At 70.8% G+C, this 17,528-nt stretch carries 15 protein-coding genes and 1 tRNA gene; 5 read left to right on the top strand and 11 right to left on the bottom strand.

Annotation, left to right across the window (positions count from 1 at the left end; translation table 11 throughout):
• The first annotated feature begins 53 nt into the window (after positions 1 to 53).
• Positions 54 to 2,330, top strand: coding sequence for an Ig-like domain-containing protein (locus AB4Z18_RS05685; protein ID WP_441781722.1), 2,277 nt, complete (start codon positions 54 to 56; stop codon positions 2,328 to 2,330).
• On the opposite strand, the gene AB4Z18_RS05680 is transcribed toward AB4Z18_RS05685, so the two are convergent.
• A complete protein-coding gene (locus AB4Z18_RS05680; RefSeq protein WP_441781721.1) occupies positions 2,270 to 2,680 on the bottom strand; it encodes a YchJ family protein in 411 nt (136 codons plus the stop codon). The two genes, AB4Z18_RS05685 and AB4Z18_RS05680, sit on opposite strands and share 61 nt — an antisense overlap.
• 359 nt (positions 2,681 to 3,039) lie before the next feature.
• On the opposite strand from AB4Z18_RS05680, the gene AB4Z18_RS05675 reads away from it, so the two are divergent.
• A tRNA-Leu gene (locus AB4Z18_RS05675) sits at positions 3,040 to 3,113 on the top strand.
• A 123-nt stretch (positions 3,114 to 3,236) separates the two neighbouring features.
• Positions 3,237 to 4,376: a Fic family protein gene (locus AB4Z18_RS05670; protein ID WP_441781720.1), complete on the top strand. Its 1,140-nt coding sequence runs from the start codon at positions 3,237 to 3,239 to the stop codon at positions 4,374 to 4,376.
• Positions 4,377 to 4,381: 5 nt separating this feature from the next.
• Here the strand turns inward: AB4Z18_RS05670 and AB4Z18_RS05665 are convergent, their stop codons facing one another.
• The 6 genes from AB4Z18_RS05665 to fae are packed head-to-tail and all read right to left on the bottom strand — an operon-like array spanning position 4,382 to position 11,004.
• Positions 4,382 to 5,788 carry an FGGY-family carbohydrate kinase gene (locus AB4Z18_RS05665; RefSeq protein WP_441781719.1) on the bottom strand — a complete coding sequence of 469 codons (1,407 nt, stop codon included), beginning with the start codon at positions 5,786 to 5,788 and terminating at the stop codon, positions 4,382 to 4,384.
• Positions 5,785 to 7,257: an FAD-binding oxidoreductase gene (locus AB4Z18_RS05660; protein ID WP_441781718.1), complete on the bottom strand. Its 1,473-nt coding sequence runs from the start codon at positions 7,255 to 7,257 to the stop codon at positions 5,785 to 5,787. Before AB4Z18_RS05660 ends, AB4Z18_RS05665 begins: the two co-directional genes overlap by 4 nt.
• Positions 7,258 to 7,295: 38 nt before the next feature.
• Entirely contained in the window at positions 7,296 to 8,072 is a 777-nt protein-coding gene (locus AB4Z18_RS05655; RefSeq protein ID WP_441781717.1) for an SDR family oxidoreductase, read from the bottom strand.
• A 3-nt stretch (positions 8,073 to 8,075) separates the two neighbouring features.
• Complete coding sequence (locus tag AB4Z18_RS05650; protein WP_441781716.1) at positions 8,076 to 9,554, bottom strand: NAD-dependent succinate-semialdehyde dehydrogenase; 1,479 nt, start codon at positions 9,552 to 9,554, stop codon at positions 8,076 to 8,078.
• Complete coding sequence (locus AB4Z18_RS05645; RefSeq protein WP_441781715.1) at positions 9,551 to 10,480, bottom strand: NAD(P)-dependent oxidoreductase; 930 nt, start codon at positions 10,478 to 10,480, stop codon at positions 9,551 to 9,553. The genes AB4Z18_RS05650 and AB4Z18_RS05645 overlap by 4 nt, the downstream gene beginning before the upstream one ends.
• Positions 10,477 to 11,004: a formaldehyde-activating enzyme gene (gene fae / locus AB4Z18_RS05640; RefSeq protein WP_441781714.1), complete on the bottom strand. Its 528-nt coding sequence runs from the start codon at positions 11,002 to 11,004 to the stop codon at positions 10,477 to 10,479. Before fae ends, AB4Z18_RS05645 begins: the two co-directional genes overlap by 4 nt.
• A gap of 119 nt (positions 11,005 to 11,123) precedes the next feature.
• On the opposite strand from fae, the gene AB4Z18_RS05635 reads away from it, so the two are divergent.
• On the top strand, positions 11,124 to 11,966 hold the full coding sequence (locus AB4Z18_RS05635; RefSeq protein ID WP_441781713.1) for an IclR family transcriptional regulator: 843 nt from the start codon (positions 11,124 to 11,126) through the stop codon (positions 11,964 to 11,966).
• Positions 11,967 to 12,072: 106 nt separating this feature from the next.
• A complete protein-coding gene (locus AB4Z18_RS05630; RefSeq protein WP_441781712.1) occupies positions 12,073 to 13,434 on the top strand; it encodes an MFS transporter in 1,362 nt (453 codons plus the stop codon).
• An 86-nt stretch (positions 13,435 to 13,520) separates the two neighbouring features.
• On the opposite strand, the gene AB4Z18_RS05625 is transcribed toward AB4Z18_RS05630, so the two are convergent.
• From AB4Z18_RS05625 to AB4Z18_RS05610, 4 genes are read right to left on the bottom strand one after another with little or no spacing between them, the layout of a single operon-like run.
• On the bottom strand, positions 13,521 to 14,936 hold the full coding sequence (locus AB4Z18_RS05625; RefSeq protein WP_441781711.1) for an NAD(P)/FAD-dependent oxidoreductase: 1,416 nt from the start codon (positions 14,934 to 14,936) through the stop codon (positions 13,521 to 13,523).
• Between the two features lie 39 nt (positions 14,937 to 14,975).
• The gene (locus AB4Z18_RS05620) at positions 14,976 to 16,358 is read right to left on the bottom strand and encodes a S8 family peptidase (RefSeq protein WP_441781710.1); all 1,383 of its coding nucleotides are present in this window, start codon (positions 16,356 to 16,358) and stop codon (positions 14,976 to 14,978) included.
• A gap of 13 nt (positions 16,359 to 16,371) precedes the next feature.
• The gene (locus AB4Z18_RS05615; protein ID WP_441781709.1) at positions 16,372 to 16,887 is read right to left on the bottom strand and encodes a DUF501 domain-containing protein; all 516 of its coding nucleotides are present in this window, start codon (positions 16,885 to 16,887) and stop codon (positions 16,372 to 16,374) included.
• Positions 16,888 to 16,896: 9 nt separating this feature from the next.
• Positions 16,897 to 17,427, bottom strand: a complete 531-nt coding sequence (locus AB4Z18_RS05610) for an FtsB family cell division protein (RefSeq protein WP_441781708.1) — start codon at positions 17,425 to 17,427, stop codon at positions 16,897 to 16,899.
• Positions 17,428 to 17,528: the final 101 nt, after the last annotated feature.

Here is a 17,528-nt window from a genome sequence, read left to right as displayed (position 1 = left end):
GATTTACGAGCGATGTGTCACCACCAGTCCGGCCACGGGGGTCGATCGGACTGGTGTCTCTTGCGACCGTCGCCGCTCTCGCCGCGCTCCTCCTCAGCGCCGCCGGCCTGATCGGGACCGCCCCTCCCGCCTCCGCCTCACCCGCCGCCTCCGCACCGCGACCCGCAGTCGCATCCCCGGCATCCCGTTCCGCAGCATCCCGTTCCGCAGCCTCCGCTTCGCCCGGCACCGTCCGCCCGGCCTCACCACCCACCGCGGCCGCAGCCGCCCCCACGGACTCCGCCTCCCCGTCCGGCACCCCGTCGCCGCCGCCCACTCCGCAGCGGCCCGTGCTCGACGACCTGCCGAACGGTCTCATCCGGTCGTTCCCCCTCACCGTCTCCGGCTCCGGGACTCCCGGCGACGTGATCGACGTCTCCGGCGGCTCGTCGCCGGGCGCCGCCGAGAGCTGCCGCCAGACCGTCGGCGACGACGGCCGCTGGAGCTGCGCGCTGCAGTCGCTCCCCGACGGACCGGGAGTGCCGGTGCGCGCCGAATCCGCCACCGGCGGCGGTGCTGACAGCGGACGAGTGGATGTGCTCCGCCCGCCGATCATCGCCGGCGACGGCGTCGTCGCCACCGGCGGCGGCGTCCGCGGAACCGCCTACCCGGGCGCCCGGGTGACCGTGACGGCCGAGACCGGCGCGAGCTGCACGTTCCCGGCCGACTCGAACGGGGCCTGGGCGTGCGTTCTGAGCGGCAACCTCCCCGACGGTCGCCACAGCGTCACGGCGACGCAGCTGGCCGGATTCTCCTCCCAGCGCTCCGCCAGCAGCGCCCGGGTCCCGATCGACGTGGACCGTACGGCGCCGGGGGCGCCCGGCATCACGGCACCGGCAGGCGGGGCCTCCGTGCGCGCCGGCGAGCCGGTCGCCTTCGGCGGCACCGGCGAGACCGGGGCGCACGTCACCCTGTACGCGTCGACCTCGCAGGGTGCTTCCGTCGTCTGCGCGGCCGACGTTACGGCCGGCTCCTGGGGCTGCCAGGGGGCACTGCCTGCGGGCGGCTACACGCTCTCCGCGCTGCAGCGCGACGCCGCAGGCAACGTGAGCCCAGGGAGCAACGTCATCGCGCTGACCGTCGAAGCGGCCGCCGCAGCGCCCACGCCATCCCCGACGCGCACGCCCAGCCCCTCCGCCACGCCCACACCCGTTCCCGCCGCGCCGGGTGCCGTGCCGCCCCGGCTGACCGCTCCGCGCGACACCGACGATTGGATCGCGACGCCCTTCTCGACCGCGTCGGCTCCCGTCGTCTCGACGGCGTCACTGCCCGGGTGGATGCGCTCCGTGGGACTCGCGATCGCCGCCATCCTGCTTCTCGTGCTCCCTGCGCGCCTGCTGACCGTCGCCCTCGCGCGCGGCCGCTCGGGCACGGGCCGACGACGCAGCGTGTCCGTCTTCGGCCGCAACCGGCCCCGTTCGGAGATGTCCGATGCCTCGCCGCTGTTCGGCGGTACGAAGAAGCCGCCGGTCGCCGTCTCCGCTGCCGCCCCTGCGGCGGGAACCGCAGCAGCCGCCTCCGCGACCCGGCAGCCCCCGTGGCTGGCCCCTCTGGTCGCCCTGGCTTCTGCCCTGCTCGTCACCCTGTCCACTCCCCTGCCCGACGCGGCCGCGTTCGGGCGGGTGCTGCTCGCGGTGACGATCGCGGTCGCCGCGGTGAATGCCGTCTGGCTGCTCGCCGGCCGCGGTCTCGCGCCGCACCTGGGGTTGCCCGTCCCGCGGGTGATCGTCCGTCCCGGTCTGCTGATCGTCGTGGCCGTGGCGGCGATCGGATCGCGACTGGTCGGCCTCTCCCCCGCTCTGCTCTTCGCTCTCGTCCTCGGCCTGTCCCTCGGCCCGCACGCCGGCCGGGTGCGGCGAGGCCGCGTCGCGGCCGTCCAGCTCTCCGCGGTGGCGGCCCTCGGCGTGCTGGCGTGGCTGACCGTCGGGCTGATCGGCACGCCCACGGGGGCGTTCAGCGCCTTCCTGCTCGAACTCGCGAACGCGCTGGCCCTCGTCGGCATCGGCTCCGCAGCCGTGATGCTGCTGCCCCTCGGCGGGCTGGCGGGCCGGGCCGTCGCACAGTGGTCGCGGTGGCTGTGGACCGGTTTGAGCCTCGTGGTCTACACCGTGCTGTTCGCCCTGCTGCTGCCGGTCGCCTCCCTTGTCGAGCGCGGCGTCGGCGTCATCCTGATCGTCGGACTCGCGGCCGGGTTCGCGGCGGCCAGCGTCGCGGTCTGGCTGTGGGAGCGTTACGTGGCGCCGGCGCTCGACCGCTCCGGCCCCGAGGACGGCGTCAACGCCTCGACGTAGAACCAGTCGCGGTCCTCGCGCACGAAGCGGGACACCTCGTGGAGGCTGCCGCGTTCGGTTCCCTTGAAGTGCGCGACGAACTCGACGATGCCCTCGCGATCGAACGGCCCTCCCCGCTCGGTGCGTTCGACATCGAGCCGGTACCACCGGAGGCCCGGGTCGAGGACCAGCTCGGTCGGCCGGGTTGAGGGATGCCAGCTCCGCAGCAGATAGTCGGCGTCGCCGAGGGCGAACGCGCTGAATCGGGACCGCATGAGCCGTTCGGCACTGGGTGCGGGCGCCCCGCGGTGCAGTGGACCGCAGCACGCGTCATACGTCTCGCCGCTGAGGCAGGGGCACCGGGAGCTCACGGTTCGAGCCTAACCGCCGGCCGCTGGATGAGATGGAGACGGTGGAGATCCGGCCAACGCCCGCGTCGGGGGAGCCCGGGCGCCGGCCGGATCGGGGACACCTCACCAGAAAGGGTGTCGCACGTATTGTCGGCCGCGTGGATGGGCGCACCCTTCAGAAGATCTGAGGGAGTTCGCAGACGCGCTGCCTGATGGCGACGGTGTAGCGTTGAACCCATGGAAGGTCTGCTCATCGGTCTCATCTGGCTCGTCGTGATCGTCGGGGGCGGCCTCGCCACCGGGGCTGTCATCCAGCTGGTCAAGTCGCCGTACCGCGACCGCTGATCCGTCGCTCGCGGACCGTCTTCCGCAGATCGTCGGCCCCCATAGCCCAATCGGTAGAGGCAGGCGACTTAAACTCGCCCGAGTGTGGGTTCGAGTCCCACTGGGGGTACCGCGTGACGTCATAATCCGCTTCGGCCGTTTTTATGAGCTAAGGTCTTACCTCATAAGAACGGGAAAGGTCGTTATGACTTCCGGAGGCTGGCCAGCGCTCACCACGGAGCAACAAACCTGGGTGCCCAGCACCGTCGTGTCGGAGGGCCCACGATCCCGCGCCCGGCGCGCGACGTATCAGGCGGCCGTCCCCCCGCTGATCGCGGAGCTGGCGCCGCATCCGCGTGCGGATGTCGTGTCAGCGGCAGAGCACGCCGCCCGCGAGTTGAGCCGCTTCGATGCCGAGCTCGGCGTGCGGGTGAACTCCTTCGCCCCGGTGCTCCTCCGCTCGGAGGCCGCATCGTCGTCGCAGATCGAGAATCTAACCGCCTCGGCGCGTGCCATCTTCAGCGCCGAACTCGGTGCGAAGACCGGACGCAATGCCGAACAGATCGCGGCGAACGCGCGCGCTCTCCAGGCGGCCATCGGCCTGTCGGAAAGCATCAGTTCCGCTTCCATCGCCGAAATGCACGCGGTCCTGATGGCCGAACAGCCGAGGCACACCCCGGGCGACTGGCGCGAGGAGGCCGTGTGGATCGGCACCCGGTCGGACACCCCGGTGGGCGCCGAATTCGTGGCCCCGCACCACGCCCGCGTCCCCGAACTGATCGATGACCTGGTGGTCTTCGCCAACCGCAACGACGTGGCCCCGCTCGTAGCGATCGCGGTGGCCCACGCTCAGTTCGAGACCATCCACCCGTTCTCCGACGGAAATGGGCGCACCGGCCGTGCATTGGCTCAATCGATGCTCAGGCACCAGGAAGTCACCCGCAGTGTGGCCGTGCCGGTGTCCGCAGGGCTTCTGGCTGACGTCGAGGGATATCACGCCGCGCTCACGGCATATCGTGCCGGCGACATCGACCCGATCATCGCCGCGTTCGCTGATGCGTCGCTCCGTGCGGTCACCAATGCCCGGCGACTCGTCGCCGAGATCGACGCCGTGCGAGCCGACTGGGAATCGCGACTGACCGCGCGGCGCGACAGCAACGCCTGGAAGCTGCTCGATGTCCTCGTCCGTCGGCCGGTCCTGGACTCCGCCTCAGCCGCTGCGGAACTGGGCGTGAAACAGCCCAACGTGTACCCGCCGCTGCGCGCCCTCGTGGACGCCGGCATCGTCCGGTCCAAGGCGGAGCATCGTCTCGGGCCGTTCTGGCGCAGCGATGAGGTGCTCGCGGCGGTCGACCGATTCGCCGCCCGCGCCGGCCGCCGCGAGGCCCCCTGAGTCGATCAGCCGGCCAGGTCGGCGCTCAGCGCCCGGATTCCGGCACGCACCCGGCGGTGCTCCACCCGGAGCCGCCGGTACTCGTCCGCGTGCGCGGAGGGCGCCAGCGGCTCGCCGAGCCGGACCATCGCGGCGAGCGCTGACTCCCACCCGTCGTGCATCCCGGAGCCGACCGCCGCACAGACCGCCGCGCCGAGACCCGCCGCATCGTCGACGTCGGCCCGCCGAACGGGGAGCCCGGTGCTGTCCGCGACGATCTGCGGCAGGATGCGGGATCGAGCTCCCCCGCCGGTGACGATCACCTCGGTGAAGCGTCGCCCCAGCTCCGTGGCCATGTCTTCGCCGTTGTCCGCCATCTCGAAAGCGATGGCCTCGAGCAGCGCGCGGTAGATGTGCGCGCGACCCTGCGGCCCGGAGAACCCGAGCAGTGCGCCACGCCGGGTCGGCTCGTCCGCCGGCGCCAGCCAGTCGAGCACCGCACGGACGCCCTCGCTCCCCGGCGGGAGCTGCTCCGCCTCTCGGTCGAGCACCCCCTCCAGGTCGTACATGGCGTCGTCGCGGATGCCGTCGCCGTCGAGCAGCGAGCGCAGCCAGCTGATGGTCCACATCCCGCGCCGGATGCCCGCGCTCTCGGCGAGGTACTGTCGCGGCCGCGAGCCGAAGTTCACCCAGTGGCGGTCCCCGCCGCCTGGCGCGTCGGTCACGGTCATCGAGGAGATGTAGGTGCCGAGCGACAGCAGCAACTGGTCGGGACGGGCGAGACCGGCGCCGAGCGCCTCGACCGCCTTGTCGTTGGCGGTCGCGAAGACCGGGACTCCCGCAGGCAGGCCGGTCGCTTCCGCGGCCGCTGCGGTGACCTCCCCAAGGAGGTCGCCCGGGTCCACCAGGTCGAACAGCAGTTCGCGCGGCATCCCCGTCGACGTGTACGCGTCCGCATCCGCCGACCAGCGCCATGTCTCCTGGTCGATCGGCCAGACGCCCTGGTAGTTCGCCGCCGTGTCGACGAATCGACCGGTGAGCCGATGGGAGACGTAGCCGGAGGAGGTGGTCAGCCACCGCACGCGCTCGTCGTCGCGCTCATACGGACGCCCGACGCGCTCGTCCATCCAACTGAGGAGCGGCTCCGCCAGCTCGCCGTCCGCGGTGAGCAGCGCACGGCAGAACCGGATCGTGCAGAGGCCCACACCTACGATGCGGTCCCGGTCGCCGGTGAAACGGTCGAGAGCGATCCGGCAGGCCTGCCGGATGGAATCCCACACGTCGTCGCCGGGATGCACGGCCCGGCCGGGCGCCGGGTGCGCGTACGGCAGCAGCCCCACCCGCGCGGAGGCGTGCACCGTTCCGTGCTCGTCCACGACGAGCACCTTGGTGCTCTGCGAGCCGTTGTCGATGGCGACGACGTACGAAGTCACGCGCCCTCGGTCTCCAGCGGGAAGATCGTGCCCGGGTTCATGATGCCGTTCGGGTCGAATGCCGCCTTCAGGCGCACCAGCAGCTCGTACGCCGAGCCGTGCTCCTGGGCGGTCCAGTCCGTCCGGTACTTGCCGATGCCGTGGTGATGCACCATCGAACCTCCCAACCGCAGGGCCTCTTCCACGATGATGGCATTGAGCGGCTTGTGGTAGACCTCGATCTCCTCGCGCGGCTCGCAACGGATCTCGTAGTCGTAGACGAAGTACAGGTTCGTCCCGGTCTGGTAGCTGTGCGAGGAGTGCGCGCCCAGGAGTGTGAGGTCCTCCGCGCGGTCGTACGAGCTCCGGATGCGCGTCATCACCGAGTCGTACAGCTCGGGAACCCGTGACCAGTCGACCGACACCTCGGTGGTGTATCCCAGATGCCGGGTCTCCAACATCTGCCGCTTCTCGGCGTCGATCTTGTCCTGTCCCCAGTTCAGGTTGTCGAACCAACGACGGATGCGCTCGTCGTCGACCCGGGAGAACACGGGCTCGGTGAACTGCTCCTCGATCGCCGCAGCGGTGGCGTCCGCGATGCCCCGTGGCCCCTCGGCGACCAGCACGACGACGTTCTTCCCGTCGGAGAAGTCGGCGAAGTGCTGCCGGGCGTCCTCCGGCGAGTAGAGCCGACACACCGACGGCCGGTAGCCGGCCGTGATGAGCTCCCGCAGCGCGGCGGCGCCGGCGGCGAAGTCGTCGACCAGGAAACCGAAGAAGCGGTAGTTCTCCGGCTGGAAGCGGAAGACCTTGATCGTCACCTCGGTGACGAAGAACAGGGCGCCCTCGTTGCCGATGACCAGGTGCCGGATGTCGGGACCGGCCGCACGCCGCGGGACGTTCTTGATACGCGTCACGGTTCCATCCGGAAGCACCGCCTCAAGGCCGACGACCATGTCCTCGATGCCGCCGTAGAGCGTGGAGAACTGCCCGATCGATCGGGTCGCGGTGAGACCGCCGTACTGCGCCAGGGGCTTCGACTGGGGCGAGTGGCCGGTGGTGAGGCCCCGCTCGCGCAGGGCGTCCTCCAGCCGCTGCAGCGGGACGCCGCACTGCACCGTCACCATCATGTCTATCTCGTTCACGTCGAGGACCGCATCCATTCGGGATCCGTCCAGCACGATCGCGTCGGCCACCACGGTCTCAAGCCCTCCCTCGGTGGCGGTGCGGCCGGTGCGCGGCACGACCGCCACCAGGTTCTCGTCGGCGAAGCGGAGCACGGCGGCGACGTCGTCGGTGGTGCGCGGGTAGGCGATGGCGGCCGGGAACGGACCGTCGAAGATTCCGTGGACGGCCGTGTACTTCTTGAACCGGTCGACGCTGGCCTCGCGGAGCGCTGCGTCGTCGGTGTCGACCTGCTCGGCACCGAGCAGCTGCACGAGCCGTTCGGGGATCTGGTCGCGGGAGAGAGTGGAGCGGGAGGCAGGCATGGAGGGTTCCTTGCGGTGTCGTGGATCGGGCGGGGAGGTCAGCGGAGCAGGTAGCCGCCGTCGACGACGAGCGTGTGCCCGGTGACGTAGTCGGCGGCCCTGCTGGAGAGGAAGACGAGGGCGCCCATCAGGTCGGCCGGGTCGCCCCGGCGGCCCGCAGGCACGTGGTCGACGATGCGCGCGTTCGCCACGGCGTCCGACCGGGTCTGCTCGGTGAGCGCGGTCGCGAAGTAACCGGGGGCGATGGCATTCACTTGGATGCCGTACTCGCCGAGCTCGTCGGCGTACGCCTTGGTGAATCCGACGATCCCGGCCTTTGACGCGGCGTAGGCCGGCGACTGCCGCCCGCCCAGGAACGAGAACAGCGACGCGATGTTGACGATCTTGCCAGAGCCCTGCGGGATCATCGCTCCGGCCGCCGCGTGGGCGAACTCGAACGCGGCGGTCAGGTTGACCGCGAGCATCGGATCCCACTTGTCACGGCCGAATGCCTGGACGTCGTCGAGCAGGTTGATGCCCGCCGAGTTGACCAGGATGTCCAGGCCGCCGAGCTCGGCGACGCAGCGATCGACCAGCTGCCGCGGGACGCCCGGAGCGGTGATGTCCGCGGCGGCGAACGCGTACGTCCGGCCGTGCTCCCCCACCAGTCGCGCGGTCGTGCCGTCGTCGTCGGCGAGGCTCGGGACGAAGACGTCCGCGCCCGCCGCCGCGAGGGCGACGCTGAACGCCCGGCCGAGGCCGCCGTTGCCGCCGGTGACCATGGCGCGCTTGCCCTCCAGCGAGAACAGCGCCGTGCTGAAGTCGGTGATCTCCATCGTCTACGCCTTCCTCGTCGCGAACGGGTCGGCGATGCCGACATACCGGGTCTCCAGGTATTCCTCGATCCCCTCGAGTCCGCCCTCGCGGCCGAGTCCGGACTGCTTCACGCCACCGAAGGGCGCGGCGGGGTTGGAGACGACGCCCGCATTGATGCCGAGCATGCCACTGTCGAGCTCCTCCGCGAGACGCAGTCCCCGGTTGAGGTCCTGGGTGTACACGAATGCCACGAGGCCGAACTCGGTGGCATTGGCGAGCCGGATGGCCTCCTCCTCCGTGCGGAAGGTGGTGATCGGGGCGACCGGGCCGAAGATCTCCTCGCCCAGGATGCTCGCGCCCGCCGGGACGTCGGTGAGCACGGTCGGCTGGTAGAAGTAGCCGGCACCCGCGACGCGGGAGCCGCCGACCGCGACGGTCGCGCCGTCGGCGACGGCCTGCTGCACCAGCGCCTCGACCTTGTCACGCGTCGCCGCATCCACCAGGGGACCCATGGTGATGCCCTGCTCGGTGCCGCGGCCGACACGGAAGCCGGCGATGCGCTGGGCGAACGCGGCGGTGAACTCCGCCGCAACGGACTCGTGGACCAGGAAGCGGTTGGCGGCGACGCATGCCTCCCCGCCGTTGCGCATCTTGGCGAGCACCGCGCCGTCGACGGCCGCCGGGATGTCCGCATCCTCGAACACGAGGAAGGGCGCGTTGCCGCCGAGCTCCATCGAGACGCGGAGCACCTGGTCGGCGGAGTCGGCGATCAGCCGGCGACCGACCTCGGTGGAGCCGGTGAACGACAGCTTGCGGAGGCGGGCATCCTTGATCAGCGGCCCGGTGACGGCACCGGCGCGTGTGGTCGGGATGACATTGAGCACGCCCGCGGGCAGGCCCGCCTCCCGCAGAACGTCGGTGAGCAAGAGAGCGGTGAGCGGCGTGAGGGCCGCCGGCTTCAGCACCATGGTGCAGCCGGCCGCGATCGCCGGCGCGATCTTGCGGGTGGCCATCGCGAGCGGGAAGTTCCAGGGGGTGATGAACAGCGACGGACCGACCGGTCGCTTCACCACCATCAGACGGTTCGCGCCATCTGGGGCGGTGGCGTACCGGCCCGAGACACGAACGGCCTCTTCGGAGAACCAGCGCAGGAACTCGGCGCCGTAGGCGACCTCCCCGCGTGCTTCCGCGAGCGGCTTGCCCATCTCCAGCGTCATGGCGAGCGCGAAGTCGTCGGCGCGGGCGGTCACCAGTTCGAACGCGCGGCGGAGGATCTCGGCCCGCTCGCGCGGAGCCGTCCGCGCCCAGTCGCGCTGCGCGGCGTCGGCGGCGGCGAGGGCGGCGTCGCCGTCCTCGGGCGTCCCGTCCGCCACGCGGGCGAGCACCTGCTCCGTCGCCGGATCCGTGACGTCGAAGGTGGCGCCCGAGGACGACGCGCGCCAGTCGCCGTCGATGAACAGCCCGGTGGGGATGCGCCCGAGCAGGTTGCTTTCGGCGCTCATCGGGCCACCTGCCCTGCGGTCGCAAGGCGCAATGGTGTGCCGATCAGATCCTCGTACAGCTTGAACGGCGCCATCTCGCCGGCCCGGTCGCCGTACTGCGCGCGCCCGCGGCGGAACACCTGGTCGACCAGGGACGACAGCTCCACCGGGACGCCGACGGAGCGGGCGAGGTCGACGGAGAGGCCGAGGTCCTTGCAGGCGAGGGCGAGGGCGAAGCCCTCGTCGTAGTCGCCATCCTGAAGGATCGAGAGCACGTCGTTCTGCACGAAGTTGCTGTTCGCGGGACTCGCGACCAGCGAGTCGCGCAGCACCGCCAGATCCACGCCGGCCTTGACGCCCACCGCCAACACCTCGGCGGTGGCCACCAGGTGCGAGAACCACAGCTGGTTGATCATGAGCTTGACCGCGTATCCGGCTCCGTGCCCTCCGACGTGCAGGATGCGCTCCCGGTCGCCCATGGCCTCGAACACCGGGCGCAGGCGCTCGACGTCGTCGGCGTCACCGCCGACGAAGATCTGCAGCGTGCCGTTGGCCGCGCCCACAGACATGCCGCTCACCGGGGCGTCCACGATGTGGAGGCCGCGGTCGGCGTTCGCCTCACGCACGGCGTTCGCGACCTCGGGAACGGAGGTCGACATGTCGATCCACGTGCCGCCGTCGGCGATGCCGGCGAGAATGCCTCGCGGGCCGTTCACCGCGTCGGAGACGTGGCGCGGAGTGGGCAGCATGGTGATGACCAGGTCGCTCGCGGCGGCGACCTCGGCCGCCGTCTCGGCCCAGACGGCGCCGCCCGCGACGAGCTCGGCAGCCGACTCCGGGCGGAGATCGGTCACGACGAGCGGATAGCCGGCGGCGAGCAGGTTGCGGGTCATCCCGCCTCCCATGCTGCCCAGGCCGACGAAGCCGACGGTGGGAAGGGGGCTCATCGGTTCTCCTCCGACGTCGGGTCTGCGCTCTCCGGAGCGGTGTAGAAGGGGTTGGCCGGGCGGTGGCGCGCGGCGAGGACGGCCTCGATATCCGGACCGCCGGTCACGCCGTTGCGGAGGGCGGTGCGGGTGGCCTCCCGGTTGTTGCGGTACACGGCGTCCGCATCCTCGGCTCCAGGGTTGACCCAGACCGCGGCGATCACGACATCCGTCTCAGCGTCTCCCCGCGGGATGACACCCTCAGCGACCGCGTCGGCGACGCCCGCGGCGACTCCCGCCTGCGCCGGACCCCAGATCATGGTGCCGTGCGCATCGTCGACCGGGGCGGACTTCGAGACGAAGAGCGTCAGCGGCTTGACCGGGAGGGAGGGCGCCAGCACGGCGACGAAGGGGACATGGCCGGCACTGGGCGACGCCAGCGCGCCCGCCCAGGCGGCTCCTGCCGGTCCGGACCGGGGGCCTGCGACCGTGTTGATATGCGCGGCGTTCACACCGTCGCCGACGAAACTCTCGCCGATCCTCATGGGGGTCCTTTCTCTGCTCTGCATCGAGCGCGGAAGCGCGACCTCACCGTAGCGCGACCGATGCCACTTCGACACAGCCGGATGCTCATATGGCAACGCTCGGTGGTATCCTCGCCGTCATGTCCTCCCCCACATCGAGCCCCCGCCGCAACGCGTCCGGCCTGCTGCGCGATATCGAGATCCTGGAGCTACTCGGCGGCCCCGAAGCCGCCGACACCGGCCTCGGGGTCGTCCAGGTCGCCCAGCGCACAGGCCGCGACAAGGCGGTCATCTCGCGCTCGCTCGCGACGCTCGCCGAAGCCGGGCTCGTCGTCCGCGACAGCTTCACCATGAATTACCGGCTCGGCCCGCGCCTCTACGCCCTCGCAAGCCGAACCGTCGATGGCCGCCTCGCCGGGCTGGCACGCGGCGCCCTCCGCCGGGTGACGCAGAACACGCGGGAGACGGCGCACCTCTGCGTCCTGCGCGGCGGCAACGTGCTCACCATCCTCAGCGAGCTCAGTCCGCACGAGTTCCGGACGACCGGATGGGAGGGCGTCACCACGGCCGCGTGGCGGACCCCTTCCGGCCGGGTGCTGCTCTCCGACTGGGATGAGGAGAGTCTCGCCACCTGGTATGCCGAACACGGCCAAGACACCGCGATTCTCGGCCCGCTTCCCCCGAGCGGGGCCGGCATCTCCGTGCTGCCGGCCCCACCATCGGGCAAGGCGGTGGTGAGCGACTTCGACACGCTCCTCGTGGAGCTCGACCGCATCCGCCGCACCGGGTACGCCCTCCTCGACGAGGAGCTGGAACTCGGCGTGGTGGGCGCCTCCGCCCCGATCATCGACCACACCGGCCGCATCGTCGCCGCGCTGAACGTGAGTGCGCCGAAAGTCCGCATCGGTGATCGCTTGGAGAGCCTGGGCCGATACGTCGCGACCAGCGCACGAGAGCTTTCCCGGTCGCTCGGAGGGGCGTAGCGGTTTGCCATATGCGCAACGAGGTTTGGCGAATGGATCACCATCGGTACTCTCAGGCCGTACCGATGCGGGCGCCGATGCCCCTCGATGACGAGATTGGTGAACCATGACCTCACAAGCCCCTACCGGCTTCATGGACGCTCAAAGCGTCCGGCCCGAAGCGATGAACCCACAAGCCAAGCGCTTCCTGACCAGGCTCACCGCGGTCACGGCGGGCGGGATGTTCATCGACGGCTACGTCTTCGCCGTCATCGGCGTCACGATCGCTCTCCAGACGTTCCAGTCCGAACTCGGCGTCACGCCCTTCTGGCTCGGGATGATCTCCTCCTCGACACTGATCGGCATCTTCGTCGGAGCCTTCCTGTTCGGCTGGCTGACCGACCGATTCGGTCGGCGCCCCCTTTTCGTCGCCGACCTTGCCCTGTTCACCGGCGCGGCCATCCTGCTGTTCTTCGTGCAGGAGCCGTGGCAGATGTTCGCCCTCGGGATCGCGCTGGGCCTCGCGGTGGGCGCCGACTACGCCATCGGCACGCCGCTGCTCTCGGAGTTCTCGCCGCGCGCGTCCCGCGGCCGGCTCGGATCGACACTGCAGATCGCCTGGAACGTCGGCTACATGATCGCGTTCTTGATCGGCTACCTCATCACCACCGCCAACCCCGACGCCTGGCGCTGGGTGCTGCTGTCCGCGGCCGTCCCCGCGATCATCTGCCTGATCGCGCGCCACGGCCTGCCCGAATCGCCTCGCTGGCTGATGAGCAAGGGCCGCACGGACGAGGCGAAGGCCGTCCTGATGCGCCTCGGCTGGACGCTCGAGTCGGGAGACTTCCACGCGGAGACCGGCGAGCACACCCGCGTCTCGGCCCTGTTCGCGCGAGGTCAGCTGAGCCGCACGGTCTTCGTGTGCGCATTCTGGCTGTGCCTGGTGATCCCCTACTTCGCGATCATCTTCTTCCAGACGGCGGTCTACGAGGCGCTGGGCGTGTCCAATGCGATCCTCACGGCCCTGCTCGGCACGATCGTGGTCGTCGCAGGCGCATCCCTCGGCACGTTCCTGGTCGACCGGATCGGTCGACGGAAGTTGCTCATCGTGCCGTTCTGGATCATGGCGGCCGCGCTCGTCACCGTGATCTTCGAGCAGGTCCTCCCCGCTCCGGTCATCGTGATCTGCTTCTTCGCCTACTTGTTCTCGTACGGTGTCGCATCCGTTCTGTGCGGCGTCTACCCGATGGAGCTCTTCCCGACGGCCATCCGCACCACGGGTGTCGGGTTCGCGAGTTCCATCAGCCGCATCGGCTCGGCGATCGGCACCTTCGCCTTCCCGCTGGTGCTCGCATGGAACGTTCCCGTCGCGATGGCGATCATGGCGGGCGTGTGCGTGATCGGCGCGATCGTGTCGCAGCTCTTCGCGCCGGAAACGACGGGCCGCTCCCTCACGGACGTCGCCACCGGCGCGCTGCGCGCGCGCTGAGGCCGACCCGCAGTTCCGTTCCCGCGCCCGATGCACGAAGGCCCGGCCCCTTTCGGGACCGGGCCTTCGCGGTGTTCGCTCGGCGACTACTTCGCGGTGACTTCCGCCGGCTCCTTGGCCGGGTCGGCCTTCTTGCGGGCCGCAGCCTTCTTCACCGGCTCGGCCGGAGCGGCCTCGACGGCCGGCTTCGGGCGGGCGGCGAACTCCTCGAAGTTGGCGCGCGGGTGCTGTACGGCCTCAATCGAGACGATGTCGCGGCCGAGCCAGAAGTTGTTCCACCAGCCCCAGATGACGCGCCACTTGCGCTCCCACGACGGCATCGCCAGGCCGTGGTAGCCACGGTGCGCGAGCCAGCCGATCGGGCCCTTGATCGCGATCTTGCCGGACTGCAGCACGCCGATTCCGACGCCGAGACCCGCGACCGCGCCGAGGCTCTTGTGGTAGTACTGGCGCGGCAGCTCGCCGCGGAGCGTCGCGATGATGTTCTTGGCGAGGAGCTTGCCCTGGCGGACCGCGTGCTGAGCGTTCGGCACGCAGTAGCCGCCGACGCCGGCACCCGTGAGGTCGGGAACGGCGGACACGTCACCGGCGCCCCAGGCGTCCTCGACGATCTCCTCGTCGGTGCCCACCCGCAGGTCGGCGCGGACGCGCAGGCGACCGCGCTCCTCGATGGGGAGGTCGGTGTGGCGGACGATGGTCGGGTTCGCCATGACACCGGCGGTCCAGACGATCAGGTCGGTCTCGAAGCTCTCGCCGGTCGACAGCTGGATGACGCCATCCACCGCGCTGCTCAGCTGTGTGTCGAGGTGGATCTGCGCGCCGCGCTCGGCCAGGTTCTTGATGACCCAGTGGCTGGTCTTCAGCGACACCTCCGGCATGATCCGGCCCATGGCCTCGATCAGGTGGAAGTGGGTGTCCTCGAACGCGATCTCCGGGTAGCGCTTGAGCAGGTTGCTCGCGAACGAGCGCAGCTCGGCGAAGATCTCGATGCCGGCGAAGCCGCCGCCGACGACGACGACGGTCAGCAGCCGGTCGCGCTCAGGGCCGGGCGGGAGGCTGGCGGCCTTGTCGAAGTTGGTGAGGAGCTGGTCGCGGATGAACACAGCCTCCTCGATGTTCTTCAGGCCCACCGCCTGGTCTGCGACGCCCGGGATGGGGAACGTGCGCGAGACCGCGCCGGCCGTCACCACGACGATGTCGTACGCGAACTCGTACGCCTCGCCGACGGGCGGCTGGATGGTCGCCACCTTGCGGGCGTGGTCCACGTACGTGACCTTCGCGGTGATGACATTGGTGGTCTTGAGGTGGCGGCGGTGCGCGACGACCGCGTGACGCGGCTCGATCGAACCCGCGGCGACCTCAGGGAGGAACGGCTGGTACGTCATGTACGGCAGCGGGTCGACCATGGTGACCTCGGCCTCGCCCGGGCGGAGCTGTTTCTCTAGCTTCCACGCGGTGTAGAAGCCGGCGTATCCGCCGCCGACGATCAGGATTTTGGGCACAGTGATGCGTCTCCTCAACACGAAAAGTTTGGGCCTACATTACTCCTTGCTGCGCATCCGCCTGAAATGCAGCCACGCGCCGACGCCGCCGAGGGCGACGAGAGCGAGGAAGCCGGCTATCAGGCCGAACGGCAGCCAGAATGCGGTGAGGACGCTCCATTGCGGCCAGAAGATTCGATTCCATGGTAGCGCGCGTTCGGGGGTCAGCTTCGCCGGCGCCGGAACGGCCTGCGGTTCCCCGGGCGATGTGGTCGGCGGCGAGGCGGCCGACGGGGCCTCCGCACGGCGGTGGATGCGGATCCACTCGCCCAGATCGCCCATCGGGTTCGCCGTCACGCGCGGGACGTCGGCGGTGACCGCGGCCGCCGCATCCAGCAGCCCGTAGCCATAGATCGGGCTCGGGACGGCGCCGCCGGCAGGCCGGGCGGTGCGGATGATGCGCTCGATCACATCCGGAGCCTTCAGCTCGGGATGCGCGGCCCGCACCAGCGCGACGGCGCCGGCGACCAGAGGCGTCGCCCCGCTCGTGCCCGCCCACTGCACGTACCCGCCGCCGGGATTGGCGCCGACGAGCTGCTCGCTGGGGGCGGCGACGCCGATCGTGATGCCCTGCGCGGACGCGTCGAAACTCGCCGTGCCGCGCCGATCCACACCCGCGACGGTCAGCACCCCCGGGATGGTGGCGGGCGCGCCCACCTCGCTGGTGCCGCTCCCCCGGTTGCCCGCGGCGGCCACCACGACGACATCGTGGTCGAAGGCATACTGGAACGCTTCATCCCAACTGGTCGGCCAGTCGAGGGTGTTGCGGGTCAGCGACATGTTGATCACCGAGGCGCCGTTGTCGACGGCCCAGCGGATCCCCTCCGCGATCTGCTCGTCACTGCCGACCGGGCCCATCGCCTTGCCGAGGGCGACCGACACGGCCAGGATGCTCGCCTCCGGAGCCGCGCCGAGCACGCCGCTGTCGGGGCCCGTGCCGCGGCCGGCCAGCAGGGATGCGACCCAGGTGCCGTGGTTGGCGCTCTCCGCATCCCCCAGGGGCTTCTGACCGGATGCGGCGCCGACGCCGGACGTGTCCGTTCCGGCGACCACGGCGCCTGCCAGGTCGGGCACCGAGCCGTCGACGCCCGTGTCGATGACCGCGACCTTCACCCCCGCTCCCCTGGTCGTGTTCCAGGCCTGCCGGAAGCCGTAGTCGTTCAGCCAGTACTCGAGGTCACGGACCTGGTCCGCGTGCGCCGCCGTCGCGGGCACGAGGGTGGATGCGAGGGCGATCGCCAGGGCGGAGGCGACGACGGCGAGGCGGCGGCGCGGGCCGCGCGGGGCGTGCGGGGCGCGCGGGACGCGGCTGTGCACCCCGGCTCCCGCCCGGCCTCCGGCCTCTGCCTCGCGCATCCGCATCCCGCGCATCCCGACCCCCATCGAGCGCCTCCGGCTACTCGGCGACGTGGATGCGGCACTCGCAGACCGCGGGCGACCACCCGCCGCGGGCGAGCGCCAGGTCGCCGATGGGGTTGACTCCCGGGCCGGCGGCCAGAGCGTGCGCAGCGAGCGCGTGCAGGCACTTCACCCGCGAGGGCATGCCGCCGGCGGAGATACCGGCGATCTCGTCGACGACCGCGATCGACTCCCGGTCGGCCAGGTACTGCTCGTGAGCCGCACGGTACTGCGCCGCCACGTCTTCGTCCCCGGACAGCAGCTCGTTGTACTCGTTCATCACCTGGGTCGCCTCGAGGGCCGACATCGCAGCCGTCGCGGCCGGGTGGGTGAGGTAGTAGAAGGTCGGGAACGGCGTGCCGTCGGCCAGGCGCGGCGCGGTCGAGACGACGGTCGGACGTCCGCAGACGCAGCGCGCCGAGATGCCGACCACGTTGCGGGCCGGTCGTCCGAGCTGCTCGGAGACGACGGCGATGTCCTCGTCGGTCACGGGGTCGAAGGGGGGTCTGGTCATGAGCGGTTCTTACTTCTTCGGAGCGGGCGCGGTCGGGGTCGGGACGGAACCTGGTGCCGGGGTGCCGCTCAGCTGCTGCGGGGTGGCGTCGGTGAGGCCCGCTCCCATGATGGATCCGAACAGGGAGGAGACCCAGTCGGTCTGCGTCTTCACGAGCTTGGAACTGACCGGTGCCGCATCCTGCTTCGCCGCCGGCGGCCGATCGTCGACGACGAGGTAGCTGACCTCGCCCGGCATCACGTAGTACAGCCGGTCGCGGGCCTGCGCACGCAGGTAGCTGGGGTCGTTCCAGCGCGCCCGCTGATCCTTCAGGGTGTCCACCTGCGCCGCGAGCTGGTCGACCTGGCGCTGCTGGTCGGCGATCTGCTGCCGCTGCGCGATCAACGCCTGCACCGTCGGCGCGAGGATGAGCACGGCCAGCACGAGCACGCCCATCATCACGAGCGAGAACGCCGAGAAGTGCAGCTGGCGCAGCCAGCGACCGGACCCGGTCGGGCGCGACATGCGCACCGGGACGCGACGTGTGCGCGGCTTCGGCATGGGCCCCTCCGGGATGACACGGGCAGTGGAACGGAGCCGGTCGGCCCCCTCTCATCGTAGGCGATGGCATGCTCGCCGCCGGAGGCACGACGGGGTGTCGG

Origin of the sequence: Leifsonia sp. 2TAF2 (assembly GCF_052115085.1) — a bacterium.
Taxonomy (GTDB): domain Bacteria; phylum Actinomycetota; class Actinomycetes; order Actinomycetales; family Microbacteriaceae; genus Leifsonia.
This window is presented reverse-complemented; position numbering and strand designations above follow the sequence as displayed.